14 protein-coding genes are annotated in these 18029 nt (G+C 67.6%); 13 read left to right on the top strand and 1 reads right to left on the bottom strand.

Going from position 1 to position 18029, the window contains the following annotated elements; translation table 11 throughout:
- Window positions 1–101: 101 nt before the first annotated feature.
- From HB681_RS26450 to HB681_RS26430, 5 genes are all read left to right on the top strand, one after another.
- Window positions 102–1310: an acyl-CoA dehydrogenase family protein gene (locus tag HB681_RS26450; protein ID WP_213957854.1), complete on the top strand. Its 1209-nt coding sequence runs from the start codon at window positions 102–104 to the stop codon at window positions 1308–1310.
- Window positions 1311–1454: 144 nt separating this feature from the next.
- Complete coding sequence (locus tag HB681_RS26445; protein WP_213957853.1) at window positions 1455–2525, top strand: phosphotransferase family protein; 1071 nt, start codon at window positions 1455–1457, stop codon at window positions 2523–2525.
- Entirely contained in the window at window positions 2522–3286 is a 765-nt protein-coding gene (locus HB681_RS26440; RefSeq protein ID WP_213957852.1) for a glucose 1-dehydrogenase, read from the top strand. The genes HB681_RS26445 and HB681_RS26440 overlap by 4 nt, the downstream gene beginning before the upstream one ends.
- 10 nt (window positions 3287–3296) lie before the next feature.
- Window positions 3297–4289 carry an NADPH:quinone oxidoreductase family protein gene (locus HB681_RS26435; protein ID WP_213957851.1) on the top strand — a complete coding sequence of 331 codons (993 nt, stop codon included), beginning with the start codon at window positions 3297–3299 and terminating at the stop codon, window positions 4287–4289.
- Window positions 4290–4431: 142 nt separating this feature from the next.
- Window positions 4432–5625: an ABC transporter substrate-binding protein gene (locus tag HB681_RS26430; protein ID WP_213957850.1), complete on the top strand. Its 1194-nt coding sequence runs from the start codon at window positions 4432–4434 to the stop codon at window positions 5623–5625.
- Between the two features lie 25 nt (window positions 5626–5650).
- On the opposite strand, the gene HB681_RS26425 is transcribed toward HB681_RS26430, so the two are convergent.
- Window positions 5651–6373, bottom strand: coding sequence for a Crp/Fnr family transcriptional regulator (locus HB681_RS26425; protein ID WP_213957849.1), 723 nt, complete (start codon window positions 6371–6373; stop codon window positions 5651–5653).
- A gap of 118 nt (window positions 6374–6491) precedes the next feature.
- Here HB681_RS26425 and HB681_RS26420 point away from each other — a divergent pair, with 118 nt between their 5' ends.
- Genes HB681_RS26420 through HB681_RS26385 form a run of 8 tightly spaced genes read left to right on the top strand, consistent with a single transcriptional unit; the run spans window position 6492 to window position 18021 of the window.
- Window positions 6492–7733: an ABC transporter substrate-binding protein gene (locus HB681_RS26420; protein WP_213957848.1), complete on the top strand. Its 1242-nt coding sequence runs from the start codon at window positions 6492–6494 to the stop codon at window positions 7731–7733.
- A gap of 1 nt (window position 7734) precedes the next feature.
- Entirely contained in the window at window positions 7735–8628 is an 894-nt protein-coding gene (locus HB681_RS26415; RefSeq protein WP_213957847.1) for a branched-chain amino acid ABC transporter permease, read from the top strand.
- Between the two features lies 1 nt (window position 8629).
- The gene (locus HB681_RS26410; protein ID WP_213957846.1) at window positions 8630–10447 is read left to right on the top strand and encodes a branched-chain amino acid ABC transporter ATP-binding protein/permease; all 1818 of its coding nucleotides are present in this window, start codon (window positions 8630–8632) and stop codon (window positions 10445–10447) included.
- On the top strand, window positions 10444–11196 hold the full coding sequence (locus HB681_RS26405) for an ABC transporter ATP-binding protein (RefSeq protein ID WP_213957845.1): 753 nt from the start codon (window positions 10444–10446) through the stop codon (window positions 11194–11196). The genes HB681_RS26410 and HB681_RS26405 overlap by 4 nt, the downstream gene beginning before the upstream one ends.
- The gene (locus tag HB681_RS26400; RefSeq protein WP_213957844.1) at window positions 11193–12218 is read left to right on the top strand and encodes a hydroxyacid dehydrogenase; all 1026 of its coding nucleotides are present in this window, start codon (window positions 11193–11195) and stop codon (window positions 12216–12218) included. The genes HB681_RS26405 and HB681_RS26400 overlap by 4 nt, the downstream gene beginning before the upstream one ends.
- Complete coding sequence (locus HB681_RS26395; protein WP_213957843.1) at window positions 12215–13300, top strand: mandelate racemase/muconate lactonizing enzyme family protein; 1086 nt, start codon at window positions 12215–12217, stop codon at window positions 13298–13300. The genes HB681_RS26400 and HB681_RS26395 overlap by 4 nt, the downstream gene beginning before the upstream one ends.
- A 2-nt stretch (window positions 13301–13302) precedes the next feature.
- Window positions 13303–14415, top strand: coding sequence for an enolase C-terminal domain-like protein (locus HB681_RS26390; RefSeq protein ID WP_213957842.1), 1113 nt, complete (start codon window positions 13303–13305; stop codon window positions 14413–14415).
- Between the two features lie 6 nt (window positions 14416–14421).
- Window positions 14422–18021 carry an indolepyruvate ferredoxin oxidoreductase family protein gene (locus HB681_RS26385; RefSeq protein ID WP_213957841.1) on the top strand — a complete coding sequence of 1200 codons (3600 nt, stop codon included), beginning with the start codon at window positions 14422–14424 and terminating at the stop codon, window positions 18019–18021.
- Window positions 18022–18029: the final 8 nt, after the last annotated feature.

Raw genomic sequence — 18029 nt, 5'->3', positions numbered from 1 at the left:
CTGAAATCTTCTATTGCGCCCACCGATCGCGGCTTCGGGCGTGGTCTCATTTCAGCGCGTGGACGCAAGCCCGCCGGCCACCGCTTGCATAGGATGATTCGATGGATTTCACCCATTCCGAGAAGTCGCTCGAGCTGCAGCAACGCGTGGCCGAGTTCATGGACGCGCATGTCTATCCGGTCGAGGACCGCTACCACGAGGAAGGCCGCGAGACGGGCCATCCCTACCGCACGCCCAAGGTGTTGCAGGACCTGAAGGCACTCGCCAGGTCGAAGGGCCTCTGGAACCTGTTCCTCTCCGGCGAGCACGGCAGCGGCCTCAGCAACCTCGAATACGCGCCGGTCAAGGAGATCATGGGCCGCGTGCTGTGGGCGCCGGAGATCTTCAATTGCTCGGCGCCCGACACCGGCAACATGGAAGTGCTGGCCAACTACGGCACCGACGCACAGAAGGCGCAATGGCTGGCGCCGCTGATGGACGGCACCATCCGCTCGGCGTTCTCGATGACCGAGCCGGCCGTGGCGTCGAGCGATGCCACCAACATCCAGTGCGAGATCCGGCGCGATGGCGATGAATACGTCATCAACGGCCGCAAGTGGTGGACCTCGGGCGCGCTCAACGAAGACTGCAAGCTGCTGATCGTCATGGGCAAGAGCGACCCGGACCATGCCGAGCGGCATCGGCAGCAGTCGATGATCCTGGTGCCCAAGGACACGCCGGGCGTGCGCATCGTGCGCGACCTGACCACCTTCGGGTACGACGACGCGCCGGTCGGCCATCCGGAGATCGTCTATGACAACGTGCGGGTGCCGGCTTCGAACATGCTGCTGGGCGAGGGGCGCGGCTTCGAGATCGCGCAGGGCCGGCTCGGGCCCGGGCGCATTCATCACTGCATGCGGCTCATCGGTTGCGCACAGCGTGCGCTGGAGCTGATGTGCAAGCGGGCCAACTCGCGCATTGCGTTCGGCAAGCCGCTGTCGGAGCAGGGCTCGCTGCGCGAGGACGTGGCGCATTCGTTCTGCGAGATCGAGCAGGCCCGGCTGCTGACGCTGCGCGCGGCCGACAAGATGGACCGCGAGGGCAACAAGGCGGCGCGCGACCTCATCGCCGCCGCAAAGATCGTGGTGCCGGCGATGGCCGCGCGCGTCATCGACCGGGCGATCCAGATCCACGGTGGTGCGGGCGTGTCGCAGGACACCTTCCTGCCGCGGGCCTATGTGTACGCCCGCTTCATCCGCATCGGCGACGGGCCGGACCAGGTGCATTTGTCGGCGGTGGGCAAGCAGCTGCTGAAGCGCTTCTCCGCTTGATGAAGCCGTGAATCTTTGTGCTGCGGCCACCGACCTCGGCGCTTGGGTGCCAACCATGCGTGAGTGCAGTTCCGCTCCGCGAACCGGGCTCGAGGCTGGCGCCCTCGCCACGAAATCTTCACGACTTCGTGCGTCCGCATTCCCATGAATACACCGGCCGACGTGGAAGCTCGCGCGGTGGTCAGCGCACCGCCGCTCGACCTGGCACGCCTGGGCGCATGGCTGGAGGTGCATGCCGAGGGCTTCCGCGGCCTGCGCAGGGCGGAGCGTTTCGTGGGCGGCAACTCCAATCCGATCTGGCGCATCGAGGCCGACAGCGGTCGCTACATCCTGCGCACGCAGCCGGCGGGCGAACTGTTGAAGTCGGCTCACGCGCTCGACCGCGAGGCGCGCGTGTTGAGGGCGCTGCACGGCGGCCCGGTGCCGGTGCCGAATTTGCGCGTGCTGTGCAACGACATTGACGTCGTTGGCGTGCAGTTCTACCTCATGGATTTTGTCGAAGGCATCGTGCATCGATCGGTCGGGCTGCCGGATGTGCCGCGCGAGCGGCGCGGCGAGGTCTACGCGGCGGCGATCGACAGCCTCGTGGCCATCCACCGCACTGACCTCGACGCGCTCGGGCTGCGCGACTTCGGCCGGCCTGGCAACTATTTCGAGCGTCAATTGCATCGCTGGTCGCAGCAGTACCGCACGGCGATGCCGGAAGGTTCGCCTGTCATGGACCGGCTGATCGCACGGCTGGATGCCACGCTGCCGCACGAAGACCATCCGGTGACGCTGTTGCATGGCGATTCGCGCATCGACAACCTGATGTTCGACCGGGGCGGCGAGCGCGTCATTGCGGTGCTCGATTGGGAGCTGGCCACGCTGGGCCATCCGCTCGCGGACCTGGGGCAGTTCCTGGCGGTGCAGGACTTGCCGGCCGACTACCTGCTGCCCGGATTGCGTGGCGTCGACCGCGCGGCCGAGGGACTGCCGACGCAAACGCAACTCGCGCAACGCTACTTCGAGGCCATGGGCATGGACCGGGCGACGGACATGCGCTTCTTCAAGGCCTTCGCGATGTTCCGCCAGGCGGCCATGTCGGCCGGCCTGAAGCGGCGCGCCGCGCTCGGGACGGCGGTGGCCGAGAGCGCGCTCCACTTCGGCAACACCATGGACGTGTTCGCGCAGACCGGCCTCGACATCCTCGAATCCCAGGAACCGCTCGCATGAATCCCAACCCATTCAGCCTGGCCGGCAAGGTCGCGCTCGTCACCGGCTCCTCGCAAGGCATCGGCGCCGCTACCGCGCGCGTGCTGGCGCAGGCCGGCGCACACGTCATCGTCAGCAGCCGCAAGGCAGACGACTGCGAGTGTGTCGCCGAATCGCTGCGCGGCGAAGGGCTCTCTGCCGCGGCGCGCGTCTGCCACATCGGCAGGCTCGACGACATCGCCGCCATGGCCGCGCACCTGCAGGCCACGCACGGCGGGCTCGACATCCTCGTCAACAACGCGGTGCTGAGCCCGTGGCGGCGCATCGAGGACATCGACCACGCCCTGTTCGCCAAGACGGTCGACGTCAACCTGCGCGGCTACTGGTTCCTCTCGGTCGAGGCGGTCAAGCTGATGAAGCCGCGCGGCGGCGGCAGCATCGTCAACATCTCTTCGCTGTCGGCCTGGCATCCGGAGAAGATGCTGGGCCTCTATGCCACGCTGAAGACGGCGCTGATCGGCATGAGCCGCGCCTTCGCGCTGGAGTACGGCGAGTTCGGCATCCGGGCGAACACGGTGCTGCCGGGCGTGATCGAGACGAAGCTGGCCGAGGCCTTCGACGCCGCCGCGACCGAGCGCATCGTCAGCAAGACGCCGGTGCACCGCGTCGGCCAGCCCGAGGAGATAGGCTACGCGGTGCTCTACCTGAGCTCTCCCGCCGGCGCCTTCGTATCGGGCGCAAGCCTGGCCGTCGACGGCGGCATGTCCATCTCCATGATTTGAAAGTCAGCACATGAAAGCCGCACGCATCCACCGCCACGGGCCACCCGAGAGCCTGGTCTTCGAAGAAGTGCCTTCGCCCGTGCCGGGAAGGGGCGAGGTGCTGGTGTCGGTTCATGCCAGCGCCGTCAACTTCCCCGACACGCTCATCATCGAGAACAAGTACCAGTTCAAGCCCCCCTTGCCCTTCTCGCCGGGCGGCGAGGTGGCCGGCACCATCAAGGCCGTGGGGGAGGGCGTGCAGGGCTTCGCCGCGGGCGACCGTGTGATCGCCGTGTGCGGCTGGGGCGGCTATGCGGAGGAGGTGCTGACCACGGTAGACAAGCTGGTGCGCCTGCCGCAGGGCATCGACATGGAAGCCGCCGCGGCGCTCGTCATCACCTACGGCACCTCGCACTATGCGCTGAAGGACCGCGCCGCGATCCAGCCCGGCGAGACGCTGCTGGTGCTGGGCGCGGCGGGCGGCACCGGCATCTCCGCCATCGAACTGGGCAAGCTGATGGGCGCGCGCGTGATCGCGGCCGCCTCCACCGACGAGAAGCTGGCGCTGTGCCGCGCGAGCGGCGCGGACGAGACCATCAACTACGCCACCGAAGACCTGCGCGAACGCATCAAGGCGCTGACCGGCGGGCGCGGCGTCGACGTGGTGTACGACCCGGTCGGCGGCCACTATGCCGAGCCGGCATTGCGCAGCATGGCCTGGCGCGGGCGCTACCTGGTCATCGGCTTCACCGCCGGGGAGATCCCCAAGCTGCCGCTGAACCTGGTGCTGCTCAAGGGCTGCAGCATCGTCGGTGTGTTCTATGGCGGCTTCGGCATGGCCGAGCCCGCGCGCTACGACGCCTTCATGCAGGAGCTGGTCGGCTGGCTGGCCGACGGCCGCATCCGCCCGACCATCACCGCGCGCTATCCGCTGGAGCGCGCGGCCGAGGCGCTGCGCGTGGTGGCCGACCGCCGCGCCACCGGCAAGATCATGCTGACGACCGCGCTGGGCCGGGGCGACTGATCTGGCAAGGCCGCGACGGGAAGGTCGGGATTTCCCGCCGGACGCGCAGCGTCTCGGCGCAAGACGCTGCGCGCCCCGGTCGCCACACTCCGATTCTTTGCAGGCCGATTCCGGCCGGCGGCTGACCCTAGGAGTGAACAAGGTGACAAAGAAGCATGCAACGACCCCTTCCGTTCGCTGGCGCATCGCCGGTGTCTGCGCCAGCGCCTGCGCAGCGCTGCCCCTGTTGGCCCACGCGACCCAGGGCGTGACCCAGACCGAAGTGCTGGTCGGGACGATCCAGGACCTGTCGGGCCCGATCGCCAACTTCGGCAAGGAAACGCTCAACGGCATGAACATGCGCATCGAGGAGGCCAACTCGGCAGGCGGCACGGCCGGGCGCAAGATCAAGCTCATCGTCGAGGACTCCAGCTACGACACCAAGAAGGCGGTCTTGGCCGCGCAGAAGCTGGTGCAGAACGACAAGATCTTCATCACGGTCGGCAACATCGGCACCTCGCTTGCGCTGACGACGATGCCGATCTTCACCAACGCCGGCGTGATCCATGCGTTCCCGCTGGCGTCGGCACGCGGCCTGTACGACCCGCCGAATGCACTGGCCTTCAGCTTCACGGTGCCCTACTACCAGCAGGGCAAGGTGATCGTGAAGGCGCTGACCCAGATGAAGGCCGATCGCAAGTGGTGCTCGCTCACGCAGGACGACGACCTGGGCTCGGAATTGATGAAGGGCGTCGAGGCGCAGGCCGCGGACATGAAGCTCAAGGTCATCGAGAAGACCACCTACAAGCGCGGCGCGACCGACTTCTCGTCGCAGGTGGCCCGCCTGAAGAGCGCGGGTTGCGACACCGTCGTGCTGGGCACCACGCTGCGCGAGACCATCGGCACCATCGGCGAGGCGAAGAAGAGCGGCTTCACGCCGGAGTTCATCGGCACCTCGGCCTCGTACTCGCACCTGGTGCCCAGGCTCGGTGGCCCGACGATGGACGGCTTCCTGTCCTCGCATGCCAGCTCGCAGCCCTATGCCGACGACGCGTCGAAGGCCTTGCGCGACTGGTTCGCGGCCTACAAGGCCAAGTACAACGAAGACCCGGGCCAGTACGCGGTGATGGGCTATGCCTCGATGGACTGGGTCATCAAGACGCTCGACAAGGTCGGCCCGGACCTGACGACGCAACGCTTCGTGCAGACCATGGAAACCTCGACCTTCCCGCGTGACAAGCTGGGCTTCGACACCATGAGCTTCACCAAGACCAAGCGCCTGGGCTCGGAGGCGGTGCGAATCTCGCGCATCGTCAATGGCAAGTGGGTGCCGGTGACGGACTACATGCAGCCTTGATCGATGCAGCGGGGTGCCACGCGCGTCATGCCGCCTCTGCGATGGCGCGCAGTCGGGCCGTGTCGAGCACCGACAGCTGACCGTACTGCATCGCGATCAGGCCGAGCTGGCGGAACTCGTGCAGGATCTTGCTCGTCGTCTGGCGCGACACGCCGGCCATGGCTGCGATGGCCTCGTGCGTGAGCTTGAGTTGTTCGCGACTTTCGTCAGGCTCTTGGTTGGAGAGCGTCAGCAGGATGTGGGCAATCTGCGAGCGCGGTGGGGCGCTGTGTTCCTCCACCAGGATGCCCAGCGTGGTGTGAAGGTTCTCGCAGATCAGCGCCACGAAGGCCTCGCGTGCCGGGGCTGACGTGCGATAGAGCGACTGGAATTCCGCATGGGGCAGCTGCAGCACGGTGGTCTCGGTCCAGGCGCGCGCGTCGCTGAAGCGTGGCGACTGGTCCAGCTCGCTGAGCAGACCGAAGAAGTCCCCGGCGCGCAGGCCCTGGTAGAAGGCGAACTTGCCGCTCCTGGCCGAATGCTCGAGCCGCACCTCGCCGCTGAGCACGGCATAGAGGCCGCTGGGTGCCGCGCCCGCCGCATAGATCAACGAGCGCGCCGCACAACGGCGCACCACGGCACGTTCCATCATTTCGCGCTTGAGCGCGGGCGGGAGCGCGGCAAACCAGCTGCTGCGTTCGAGCACGCGCATCCGCGCGCTGCCTGCGCCCATGCCCGCCGAAATCGTCGTTGCTTCCGTGGTCTTCATGGCCGGAGAAGCCTAGTGCATACCCCATAAATGTCAACTCTTGACATTCTTCCGACGGCCGCGGGAATAGCCTGCGGCAGCCGGTCCGATTCGAACCCAAAACCACAGGAGACAAGCAATGAACCCAGGCAATCACTCCCTCCCGAGCGAAGCAGGCGTCGATCGGCGCACGGTGCTGGCCTCGGCCCTCGGCGCGCTGGCGCTCGGCGGCGGGCTGTTGCCGCGCAACGCGCATGCGGAGGACGACGTGAAGATCGGCTGGGTCAAGCCGATCACCGGCCCTCTGGCCAGCAGCTTCGCACCGCTCTACCTGCCCGCGCAGATCGCGATGGACGAGATCAACGCGGCCGGCGGCATCCTGGGCCGGAAGCTGGTGAAGGTGGAGGTCGATGACCAGGGTTCGCCCGCGCAGTCGCCGATCGCGACGCGGCGGCTGATCGAGGACGGCGTGAAGTTCATCGTCGGCCCGATCGGCAGCTCGCAGGCCTTGGCTTCTCTGGAGGTGGCCACGCCGGCCAAGATCATCCAGGCCTCCTATGCGTCGGCCAACGAGATGGGCGACGGTACGCGCTTCCCCTATCACTACCAGTTCAACTTCACCTCCGGCGCGCAGGCCAAGCGGCATGCCGAACTGCTGGCCAAGCTGGGCATCAAGAAGGTGGGCCTGCTGATCGAGGACTCTGCTGCCGGCGCCTCCACGCGCGACGCGCTGCTGAAGGAGATCCCGGCGAACGGCATGCAGATCGTGTCCGAGCAGACCTTCCCGATCAAGGTGGCCGACATGACGCCCTTCCTGCGCAAGCTGCGCAGCGACGGCGCCGAAGGCATCGCCGCGCACGTGTCGAACAACGTCGACATCACGCAACTGCTGGTCGGCCTGTCGCGCATGGCCTGGAAGCCGCCGATCGCCGGCCACACCGGCCTGCTGTTCGCCGGCACGCCGGGCGCCGTGCCCGACAGCGCCCGCTACAACGATGTCTATGCCGCCACCTACCGCGCGCTGACCTACACCGACAAGGACCAGCCGCCCGAGCGCGTGCAGGCCTTCTGCGGCAAGCTGCTGAAGGGCAATGTGCCCGACTCGCTGCTCGGGCCTGCCGCGACCACGCCCTTCTACGACTTCATCTACGCGCTCAAGTACGCGGTGGAGAAATCGAAGTCGTGGGACACCGAACAGATCAAGAAGACGCTGGACGCATCGAACGGCATCGACGGGCTGTTCGGCAAGATGGTCTTTTCGTCGTCGCGCCACTCGGCCTACGACTCGGAAGTGGTGGCGATGGCGGTGGCCAACTCGATGGAAGACCCGCTCAGCAAGCAGTTCCACGGCCTGTTCCGCCGCCGCGCGCCGGGAGTCTGAGATGCTGCTCGAAGACCTGCTGGCACTGCTGACCACCGGCCTCACGATGGGCGCCATCTACGCGATGGTGGCCGTGAGCTTCAACATCGCCTACAAGCCGACCAACGTCTTCAACATGGCGCAGGGCGAGCTGGTCATGCTGGGCGCGATGTTCGCCTGGGCGCTGATGACGCAGCAGCACCTGTCGTGGATCGTCGGGCTCGTCGTGGTGATGGGGGCGGTGGCGCTGGTCGGGCTGTTCGAGGAGCGGGTGGCGGTGGCGACGCTGATCAAGCGGCCTTCCAGCCACCACGGCTGGATCATCAGCACGCTGGCCTTCTCGATCATCCTGATCAACGTCGGCGACCGCATCTGGGGCACCGACCCGCAGGTCGTGCCGCCGGTGCCGGGCGCCACGATGGACACGGTGCAGATCGGTTCGCTGACCTTCTCGACGCAGCAGGTCGCGGTGTTCGCGATCGCGGTCGCGAGCATCGCGATCGTCGAGTGGGTGTACGGCCACACGCTGGCCGGCAAGGCGGTGCTGGCCGTGGCCGAGGACCGCGACGCCGCGCGGCTGAACGGCATCAGCCCGTCGCGTCTCACGATGACGTCGTTTGCCATCGCGGCCGCCTATGCCGCGCTGACCGGCGTGGTGGCTGCGCCGCTGCTGCTGGCCAGCACCTCGATCGGCATGGCGCTGCTGGTGAAGGGCTTCATGGCACTGGCGATCGGCGGCGTCGGCAGCAACTGGGGTGCCCTGGCGGCGGGGCTGATGCTGGGCTGCGTCGAGAGCATCAGCTCGGTGCAGCTCACGCCCGGCTACCGGCAGTTGCTGCTGCTGGGCGTGGTGCTGGTGGTCTTGCTGGTCAAGCCCTTCGGCCTGTTCGGTCGTGGCGCGTTGCGGGAGGTCTGAGGTGAAGCCGCTCATCGCGACATCGCTCGTCTCGCCGCAGCGCGCAGGCCCGGGGCTCGCCATGCCTTCGCTGTCGCTGGTGGCCTGCGCCCTGATGGTGCTCGTGGCCGCCGGCACCGCGCTGGTCAACTCCTACTACCTGCTGCTGATGACCTTCGCGGCGATCTACATGGTCGCGGCGATGGGCCTCAACCTGCTGACAGGCTATGCGGGCATCGTCTCGATTGCGCACGGTGCGCTGGTGTGCGTGGGCACCTATGCCACGGCCATCGCCAGCGTGCGCTACGGCTGGGGGTTCTGGCCATCGGCCGTGCTGTCGGCCAGCGTCGGGCTGGGCTTCAGCGTGGTGCTCGGCCTGCCGGCGCTGCGGCTGTCGTCCTGGTACTTCGTGCTCATCACCATCGCCTTCACGCTGGCGGTGACCGCGATGCTGAACGACCTGCGCGGCTTCACCGGCGGCTACGGCGGCATCGTCGGCATTCCCAAGCCGTCGCTGGCGGGCGTCAGGTTCGATGGCTTCGGGCTGTTCGCGCTTGTGGGCGGCGTCGCGGCGCTGCTGTGGTGGGTGATGCACAACCTGATCGACTCTCGCATCGGCTGGGCGCTGCAATCGATCCGCGAGGGCGACGTGCGGGCCCGGGCCAACGGCGTCTCGACGGCGCGGCTGCGGCTGTTCGCCTTCGCCTTCTCGGGGGCGGTGGCGGGGCTGGCCGGCGCCTTCTACGCCAGTGCCAAGGGCGTGGTGACGCCGGAGGACTTCAGCTTCGACTTCTCGATCTTCTTCCTGTTCGTCGTGGTGCTGGGCGGGCCGGCGCGGCTGTCGGGGCCGTTGCTGGGCGTGGCCGCGTTCTACGTCCTGCCGGAGTTGCTGGACAGCCTGAAGGAGTACCGCATGATCGCCTACGGCGTCGGGCTGCTGGCGTTCTCGGTGTTCCTGCCGGAAGGCCTGGCGGGCGCGATCGCCAGGTTCGACGATCGGCGCCAGGCACGCCGTGCCACTTCGCCTGCGGCCACGCTGCCGCGAGATGCGGGCACGGCCGCGGTGGAGCCGGTGCAGGGCATGGCCCTGCGGATCCGCGGCCTGGCCAAGGACTTCGGCGGTGTGCGTGCGCTCGACGGCGTCTCGCTGGACGTGCAGCCGGGCAGCATCCACGCGATCGTCGGGCCGAATGGCTCGGGCAAGACGACCTTGCTCAACATGATCTCGGGCTTCTATCCGGCCAGCGCAGGATCGATCCTGCTCGATGGGGCCGAGGTGGTCGGGCGCGGGCCGACATCGATCGCGCGCCTCGGCGTGCAGCGCACTTTCCAGACGCCGAAGCTGCTCGGCGAGCTGAGCCTGCTGGAGAACGTGCGCTTCGGCGCCTATGCACGCGAGCGTTCGAGCGGGCTGGAGATCGCGTTCAGGCTGCCGCGTGCACGGCACGAGGCCTCGGCGCTGGATGCGGAGGCATTGCGCCTGTTGGCGCTGGTCGGGCTGGCGGGCCGTGCCCATGAACATGCCGCGCTGCTGCCGCATGGCCAGCAGCGGCTGGTGGAGATTGCCCGTGCGTTGATCGGACGGCCCAAGCTGCTGTTGCTCGACGAGCCGGCGGCCGGCCTGTCGATGGGCGAGCTCGACGAACTCGGCGACCTGATGCGCACGATCCGCCGCATGGGAACCACGCTGATCATGGTCGAGCACCACATCGAACTGGTCGCGAGCATCGCCAACACGGTGACCGTGCTCGACCAGGGGCGCATCCTCGCGGAGGGCACGCCCGAGCAGGTGTTCAGCAGTGCGGCCGTGGTCCATGCCTATACCGGAGGTGCGCGATGAGCCGGCCCGAAGCATTGCTGCGCGCGGAGCGCCTGTCGGTCGGCTACGGCATCGTGCCGGTGGTGCAGGAGGCGACCCTCCAGGTCGGCCGCGGCGAAGCGGTGGCGCTGCTCGGCGCGAACGGCGCCGGCAAGTCGACGCTGCTCAAGGGCTTGTCGGGCCTGCTCAAGCCGAGCGCCGGCGTGGCCACGTTCGACGGCATCGACATCGTCGGCAGCAGTGCCGAGGCGCTGGTGCCCAGGGGGCTGGCGCATGTCGCCGAAGGCCGCCGCATCTTCCGCCGCGAGACGGTGATGGACAACCTGCTGCTCGGCATGTACCGCATCAAGCTGGGCAAGGGCGAGGCGCAGGCGCGCATCGACGAGGTGCTGCAACTGTTCCCGGTGCTGCGCGAGAAGTCGCGGTTGACCGCCGGTGGCCTGAGCGGCGGCCAGCAGCAGATGCTGGCGATTGCGCAGGCGCTGGTGCGGCGGCCGGCGCTCGTGATGCTGGATGAGCCTTCGCTCGGCCTCGCGCCGAACCTGGTCGACGAGGTGCTGCAGACACTGGCCACGATCCGCTCGCGCGGCGTGGCGGTGCTGCTGGTGGAGCAGGTGGTGGAGAAGGCGCTGGGCTTTGTCGACTATGCCTACCTGCTGCAGAGCGGACGCATGACGGCGCAGGGCACGCCCGCCGAACTGGCCACCAGCGACGTGGTGCGCAGGGCCTACCTGGGCGACGCGGCCGTTGCTGCGGAGGCCGCGGCGTGACCGATCGTGCGCTGGTGCTGGGGCTGCCCTTGCTGCACGAGGCGGGGCGCGAGGCGCTGCGTGCGCACTACCGGCTCGTCGAGCATGACGACCCTGCCGAAGTGGCGCAACGCATCGCCGGGGCAGACGCCCTGTATGCCTATCCGCCGTTGAAGGTGACGGCGCCGATGATTGCCAATGCGCCGCGGCTGAAGGTCATCGCGGCGGCGGGCAGCGGGGTCGACCACATCGACCTGGCCGCAGCCCGCGCCGATGGCATCGTGGTGACGCATGCGGTCGGCGCCGGTGCGCTGTCCGTGGCAGAGCACGCGATCGGCCACATGCTGTGCCTGGCCAAGCGGCTGGTGCACCTGGACCGCGCGGTGCGCGATGGCGGGCGCTTCGGTCCGCGCCTGGACAACCCCTACGAGGAGATCTCCGGCCGCACGCTGGCGATCGTCGGCTTCGGTGCGATCGGCCGCGAATTGGCGCGCATTGCGTCGCTGGGTTTCGGCATGGATGTCATCGCCGTGACGCGCGATGGCCAACCGGCAACAGACGGCAACGTGCTGCGCACGGTGCCGCTGGGCGATGCGCTGGCGGCGGCCGACATCGTCTCGGTGCACGTGCCGCTGGCGCCGTCCACGCGCGGGCTCATCGGCCGGGCCGAACTCGCCTGCATGAAGCCGACGGCTTGGCTTGTCGATACCTCGCGCGGCGGCGTCGTCGATGCGGCCGCGTTGCACGAGGCGCTGGTGCAGGGTCGCCTGGCTGGCGCCGCGCTCGACGTGTTCGACCCCGAGCCGCCGCCCGTCGACCACCCCCTGCTAGCGCTCCCCAACGTCATCGTGTCGCCGCACTGCGCCGGCATCACGCGCGGCGCCTACCGGCGCTTGTCGCTGGCTGCGGCAACCGACATCGACCACGCGCTGCGCGGCCTGCGCCCGCCCGGCCTGGTCGCACCCGAATCCTGGGCCGGCTCACGCGCCGCCGCCTTGCAACCCCGGCCCGCCTGGGCCATCCAAACCGGAGAACTCCAATGAAGATCACGAGCGTGAAGGCGCATGTGCTGAAGCCCAACGAGCGCAAGTTCCGCTGGAAAGAGGAATGGGCGCCGATGACCATCCACCATGTGCTGCTGCGCATCGGCACCGACGAGGGCCACGAGGGCGTGTGCATCACCTGGCTGCTGGACCCCGGCGCGATCGAGACAGCGCTGCCCGGCCTGCGCGAACTGCTCATCGGCCGCGATCCGCACGAGGTCGAGGCCATCTCGTACAAGCTCACTGATTCGCTGCGCTCGCCCAGCGCGGTGGCCAGCACGGTCGACATCTGCCTTTGGGACCTCATGGGAAAGTATCACAAGGAGCCGATCTACCGCCTGCTCGGCGCTGCCCGCCCGCGCATCAAGGCCTATGCCAGCACCATCATGTACGACACGATTCCCGAGTACATCCAGATCGCCCAGGAGTCCTACGACCAGGGCTTCCGGGCCTTCAAGCTGCATGCCTTCGGCGTGCCCGACAAGGACATCGAGGTTTGCCGCGCCGTGCACAAGGTCTTCAACGGAAAGATGGACCTGATGCTCGACCCGGTCAATGCCTACGACCGGCTCGGCGCCTTCAAGGTGGGCAAGGTGCTGGAGGAACTCGACTTCTACTGGTACGAGGCGCCCATTGCCGACTCCGACCTCAATGGCCTGGCCGACCTGACGCGCAGCTTCAAGATCCCGATCACGGCCGTGGAAAGCGTGGCCGAGGGCCTGCGCGGCTATCCGAAGTATTTGTCGGGACACGTCGTCGACAGCATCCGCTCGGTCGGCGACTGGATCGGCGGGATCAGCGCGATGCGCAAGGCAGCCGGCCTGTGCGAGGCCTTCAACACCAAGTACGAACCGCACAGCTACGGAACCACGCTCGTGCAGGCGGCCCACCTGCACGTGATGCTGGCGATCCACAACTGCGACCTGTTCGAGATCCCGGTGCCGCAAGGCATCCTGGACGTCGGCATGACGGACGTGATCCGCTGCACCAGCGACGGCTATGTCGAGGCGCCGACCAAGCCGGGGCTCGGCTACGACATCGACTGGGATGCCATCAAGACCTTGACCGTCAAGGAAATCTGAGCATGAAGATCACCGAAGTCAAGCTGACCTCGTTCCGCCCGCCGATGCCCGAGGGCTTCCAGACGCCCACGCTGTATGGCGGACAGTCCATCGGCGCCTACGTCACCGACTTCCTTGCGGTGCAGATCAACACGGACGAAGGCGTCTCCGGCGAGGTGGTCAGCGCCTATGGGGGCCTGAGCCTCGCGCATTCGATCGCCGACCGCCTGCGGCCCTTGCTGATCGGCAAGGACCCGGCCTACCGCGAGGCGATCTGGCAGGACATGTGGCGCCGGGACCGGCTGCTCTACACCACCCAGTTCGCGATCGGCACGGTGGACGTGGCGCTGTGGGACCTCTATGCCAAGAGCGTGAATGCACCGCTGTACCAGTTGCTCGGCGGCGTCCGCGACAAGGTGCCGGTGTATGCCAGCTCGATGGAGCATGCGAACGTCGATCTCTTCGTCGAGGAGGCGCTGAAGTACAAGGAGATGGGCTACCAGGGCTACAAGCTTCACGTCTGGGGCGATGCGCGCCGCGACATCGACCTGTGCATCGCGGTGCGCGAGGCCGTGGGCAAGGAGTGGCCGCTGATGATCGACGTGGCCGGCAACTACAACCACGCGCAGGCCCTGATGGTGGGCAAGGTGCTGGAGGAACTGAAGTACCACTGGTACGAGGAGCCGCTGCGCGACTTCGACCTGCATGGCTACCGCATGCTGTCGGACAAGCTCGACATCCAGATCGCCGGCGTCGAGGTGGTGGGCGGATCGATGTACACGACGCCGGAGTACATCACCACGCGCGCGGTCGACATCGTGCGCGCGGACGTGTCCTTCAAGGGTGGCATCGGTCCGGTGAAGAAGATCGCGGGACTCTGCGAAGCCTTCGGCATGAACCTGGAGATCCACACCAATGCCAACACCATCATCGACGCGGCCAACCTGCATGTGATCGCCTCGATCGCCAACACCGAGTACTTCGAGCAGCTGGTGCCCGAACCGCTGTTCACGCTGGCCGGCGTGGAGAAGATCCACATCGACAAGGAAGGCTTTGCCCATGTGCCGCCGGGGCCGGGCATCGGCGCGCGCATTGACTGGGACCTTGTCGAGCGCTACAAGGTGGCGGAGATCTAGGCCACCATGGACCACGAAGCACGCGCCGTCGACGCCGCTGTCGACCCATTCAGCCTTGAGCGGCGCTTCACGCTGGAGGAAGGGCCTGTCTACCTGAACGGGACGCAGGCGCTGCTGCGCGTGATGCTCGACCAGCGGCGGCTCGACCTGCGCAACGGGCTCAATACGGCCGGCTTCGTCTGCGGCTACCCGGGCTCGCCGGTGGGCAATGTCGATCGCGAGATGGACCGCAACAAGGCGCTGCTCGAAGAGCACCACATCGTGCATCGCACGGGCCTGAACGAGGAGCTGGCCGCCACGGCTGCCTTCGGCACGCAGGTGCTGCACGACATTCCCGGTGCGCGCTATGACGGCGTGTTCTCGATGTGGTTCGGCAAGGCTCCGGGGGTGGACCGCACCGGCGATGCCTTCCATCACCACAACTTCCGCGGCGTGGGCCGCAACGGCGGCGTGCTGGCCGTGGCCGGCGATGACCCGCATGCGCGTTCGACGATCTTCCCGAGCGATTCCAACACCGCGTTCTACAAGTTCTACATGCCGGTGCTGGCGCCCGGCAACATCCAGGAGGTGATCGACTTCGGCCTGCATGGCTATGCGCTGTCGCGCGCCTGCGGGCTATGGGTGGGCTTCAAGTTCGTCAATGACGTGGCCGACAGTGCCGCGGTGGCATGGGTCGGGCCGCGCCGCGTGGTGCCGGTGATGCCGGACCTGCAGTTCGGCGGCAAGCCGCTCAAGCCCGTGATCCGCACCAACGTGGCCGGGCCGCCGATGCTCGAGGCCGAGCGGATGATCTTCGACGAGCAACTGGAAGTGGCGCGTCGCTATGCGGCGGCCAATCACCTGAACCGCATCGTGGTGCGACCGCCCGACGCGCGCATCGGCCTGCTGACCAGTGGCAAGACCTACTACGACCTGCGCGAGGCGCTGCGTGCGATCGGGCTGGACGACAAGGCCCTGCTGGCGCGCGGTATCGCCATCCTGAAGATCGGCATGCTGTTTCCGCTGGAGCCGGGCATCGTGCGCGAGTTCGCGCGGGGGCTGGAGGAGATCATCGTCATCGAGGACAAGCGGCCGTTCCTGGAACTCTTCGTCAAGGACATCCTGTATGGCGAGGCGCAGCGTCCGCGCATCGTCGGCAAGCAGGACGAGCGTGGCGTGCAACTGTTACCGGCGTTTGGCGAGTTGTCGCCGGATGCGATCGCGCAGGCGCTGGTGAAGCGGCTCGGTCCGCTGGCCGACACGCCACAGGTGCGGCAACGCGCGCTGATGCTCGATGCCACGAAGCGCGCGCCGATCATGCTCGGCACGGCGCGCACGCCCTTCTTCTGTTCGGGTTGCCCGCACAACAGCAGCCTCAAGCTGCCCGATGGCGCCATCGTCGGCGCGGGCATCGGCTGCCACATCATGGCCCTGTGGATGGGACCGGGCCATGGCGAGGTCAAGGGCTACACGCAGATGGGCGGGGAGGGCGCGCAATGGGTCGGCCTCGCGCCCTTCACCGACACCAAGCACTTCTTCCAGAACCTGGGCGACGGCACCTTCGCGCATTCGGGCAGCCTGGCGATCCGCTTCGCAGTCGCTACGAACACGCACATCACCTACAAGCTGCTCTACAACTCGACCGTCGCGATGACGGGCGGGCAGGACGTGCTGGGCGGGATGAGCGTGCCCGACATGGTGAAGTCGCTGGAGGCCGAGGGTGTGAAGCGCATCCTCATCACCTCGGACGAGCCGCAGAAGTATGCGCAAGGCAAGGTGCATGGCGCCGAGGTATGGCATCGCGATCGCCTGCTCGAGGCCCAGCAACTGCTGGCAGGGACGGACGGCGTGACGGTGCTGATCCATGACCAGCAGTGCGCGACGGAGAAGCGCCGGCTGCGCAAGCGCGGCAAGATGGACTACCGGCCGCGCTCGGCCTTCATCAACCAGCGGGTCTGCGAAGGCTGCGGCGACTGCGGCAAGAAGTCGAACTGCCTCAGCGTGCAGCCGGTGGAGACCGAGTTCGGCCGCAAGACCGCCATCCACCAGTCCTCCTGCAACCAGGACCTGTCCTGCCTGAAGGGTGACTGCCCGTCCTTCGTGACGGTGGAGCCGGTCGAGGGTGTGCAGAAGAAACGCGTGGCGCGCCATGCGCCTTTCCCTTCGGACGTCGTGCTGGCGGAGCCGGTGCGGGTCGTGCCGCAAGACCTGTTCTCGATCTGCCTGACCGGCATCGGCGGCACCGGCGTGGTCACCGTCAATCAGGTGCTCGGCACGGCAGCCTTCCGCAGCGGCATGAAGGTGCAGACCTATGACCACACGGGCTCCAGCCAGAAGGCCGGCCCGGTGGTGTCGCACCTGAAGGTGATGCCGCAGGATGTCGAGGGCTCGCCGACCGTGGGCACCGCGAGCGCGGACCTCTACCTGGTGTTCGACCCGCTCGTCGGCGTGAGCGCACAGAACCTCGCGCTGGCCTCGCCGGAGCGCACCGTGGCCATCGTCTCGACCACGCAGGTGCCGACCGGCGAGATGGTGGCCAACAAGGACAAGCACTATCCGGCCCCGGACAGCTTGCGCGAGGCGATCGACGCGGCCAGCCGCAGCGCGCACAACGTGTTCATCGACGCGCAGCACACGGCCGAGCGCCTGTTCGGTGACCACATGGCCAGCAACATGCTGCTGGTCGGCGTGGCCTACCAGGCGGGCGCCTTGCCGATTCCAGGCGATGCCATCGAGGATGCGATCCGGCTCAACGGCACCGCGGTCGAGATGAACCTCGAGGCCTTCCGCTGGGGACGGCTGGTGGTGGCCGACCGCGCGCGCGTGGATGCGGCGCTGGCGCAGGACGAACGCGGGCTGCTTGCGTCACCCGCGCCCCTGTCGCAGCAGGCGCGTGAACTGGTCGACCGCGTCGACGCAACGGGCGAATTGCAACGCGTGCTTGAAGTGCGCGTGCCGGAACTGATCGCGTTCCAGGACATCGCTTGCGCCGCGCGCTATGTCGGGCGCGTGAAGGCGTTGCGTGAGGCAGAGCGCAGGCTCGGCGGAGAAGGCGATGCGCTGAGCGATGCGCTGAGCGACGCGCTAACTATCGCCGTCGCGAAGAACCTCTACAAGCTGATGGCCTACAAGGACGAGTACGAGGTTGCGCGCCTGCTGCTCGACGGCACGGAGCAGGCGCGGCTGCAGCGCACGTTCGGTGCGAACGCCCGCATCACGTGGCACATGCATCCCACGTTCCTGCGCAAGCTCGGGGTGAAGAACAAGATCCAGTTGGGACCCTGGTTCGCACCGGTCCTGAAGCTGCTGCGCTGGGGCAAGCGGCTGCGCGGCACCGCCTTCGACGTGTTCGGCGCGACGCCGGGCCGACGCATGGAGCGCATGCTGGTCACGCACTACGAATCGCTGGTTGACACGATGGCAGCCAGTCTCACGGAGGCCAATCATGCGCAGATGGTCGCACTGGCCGGCCTGCCGGACATGGTGCGCGGCTATGAGGACGTGAAGGCCGGCAATGTCGCGCTGTATGTCGCGGAGGTGCGGCGGCGGGCGGCGGTCATGGGCATCGATGCGCACCTTGGGGACTTTCCGGTGGCTGGCGATTCGCGCATGGCGCTGGCCACCTGATGCGGCGC

It is taken from the genome of Variovorax sp. dw_954, assembly GCF_018449755.1.
Taxonomy (GTDB): domain Bacteria; phylum Pseudomonadota; class Gammaproteobacteria; order Burkholderiales; family Burkholderiaceae_C; genus Variovorax.
This window is presented reverse-complemented; position numbering and strand designations above follow the sequence as displayed.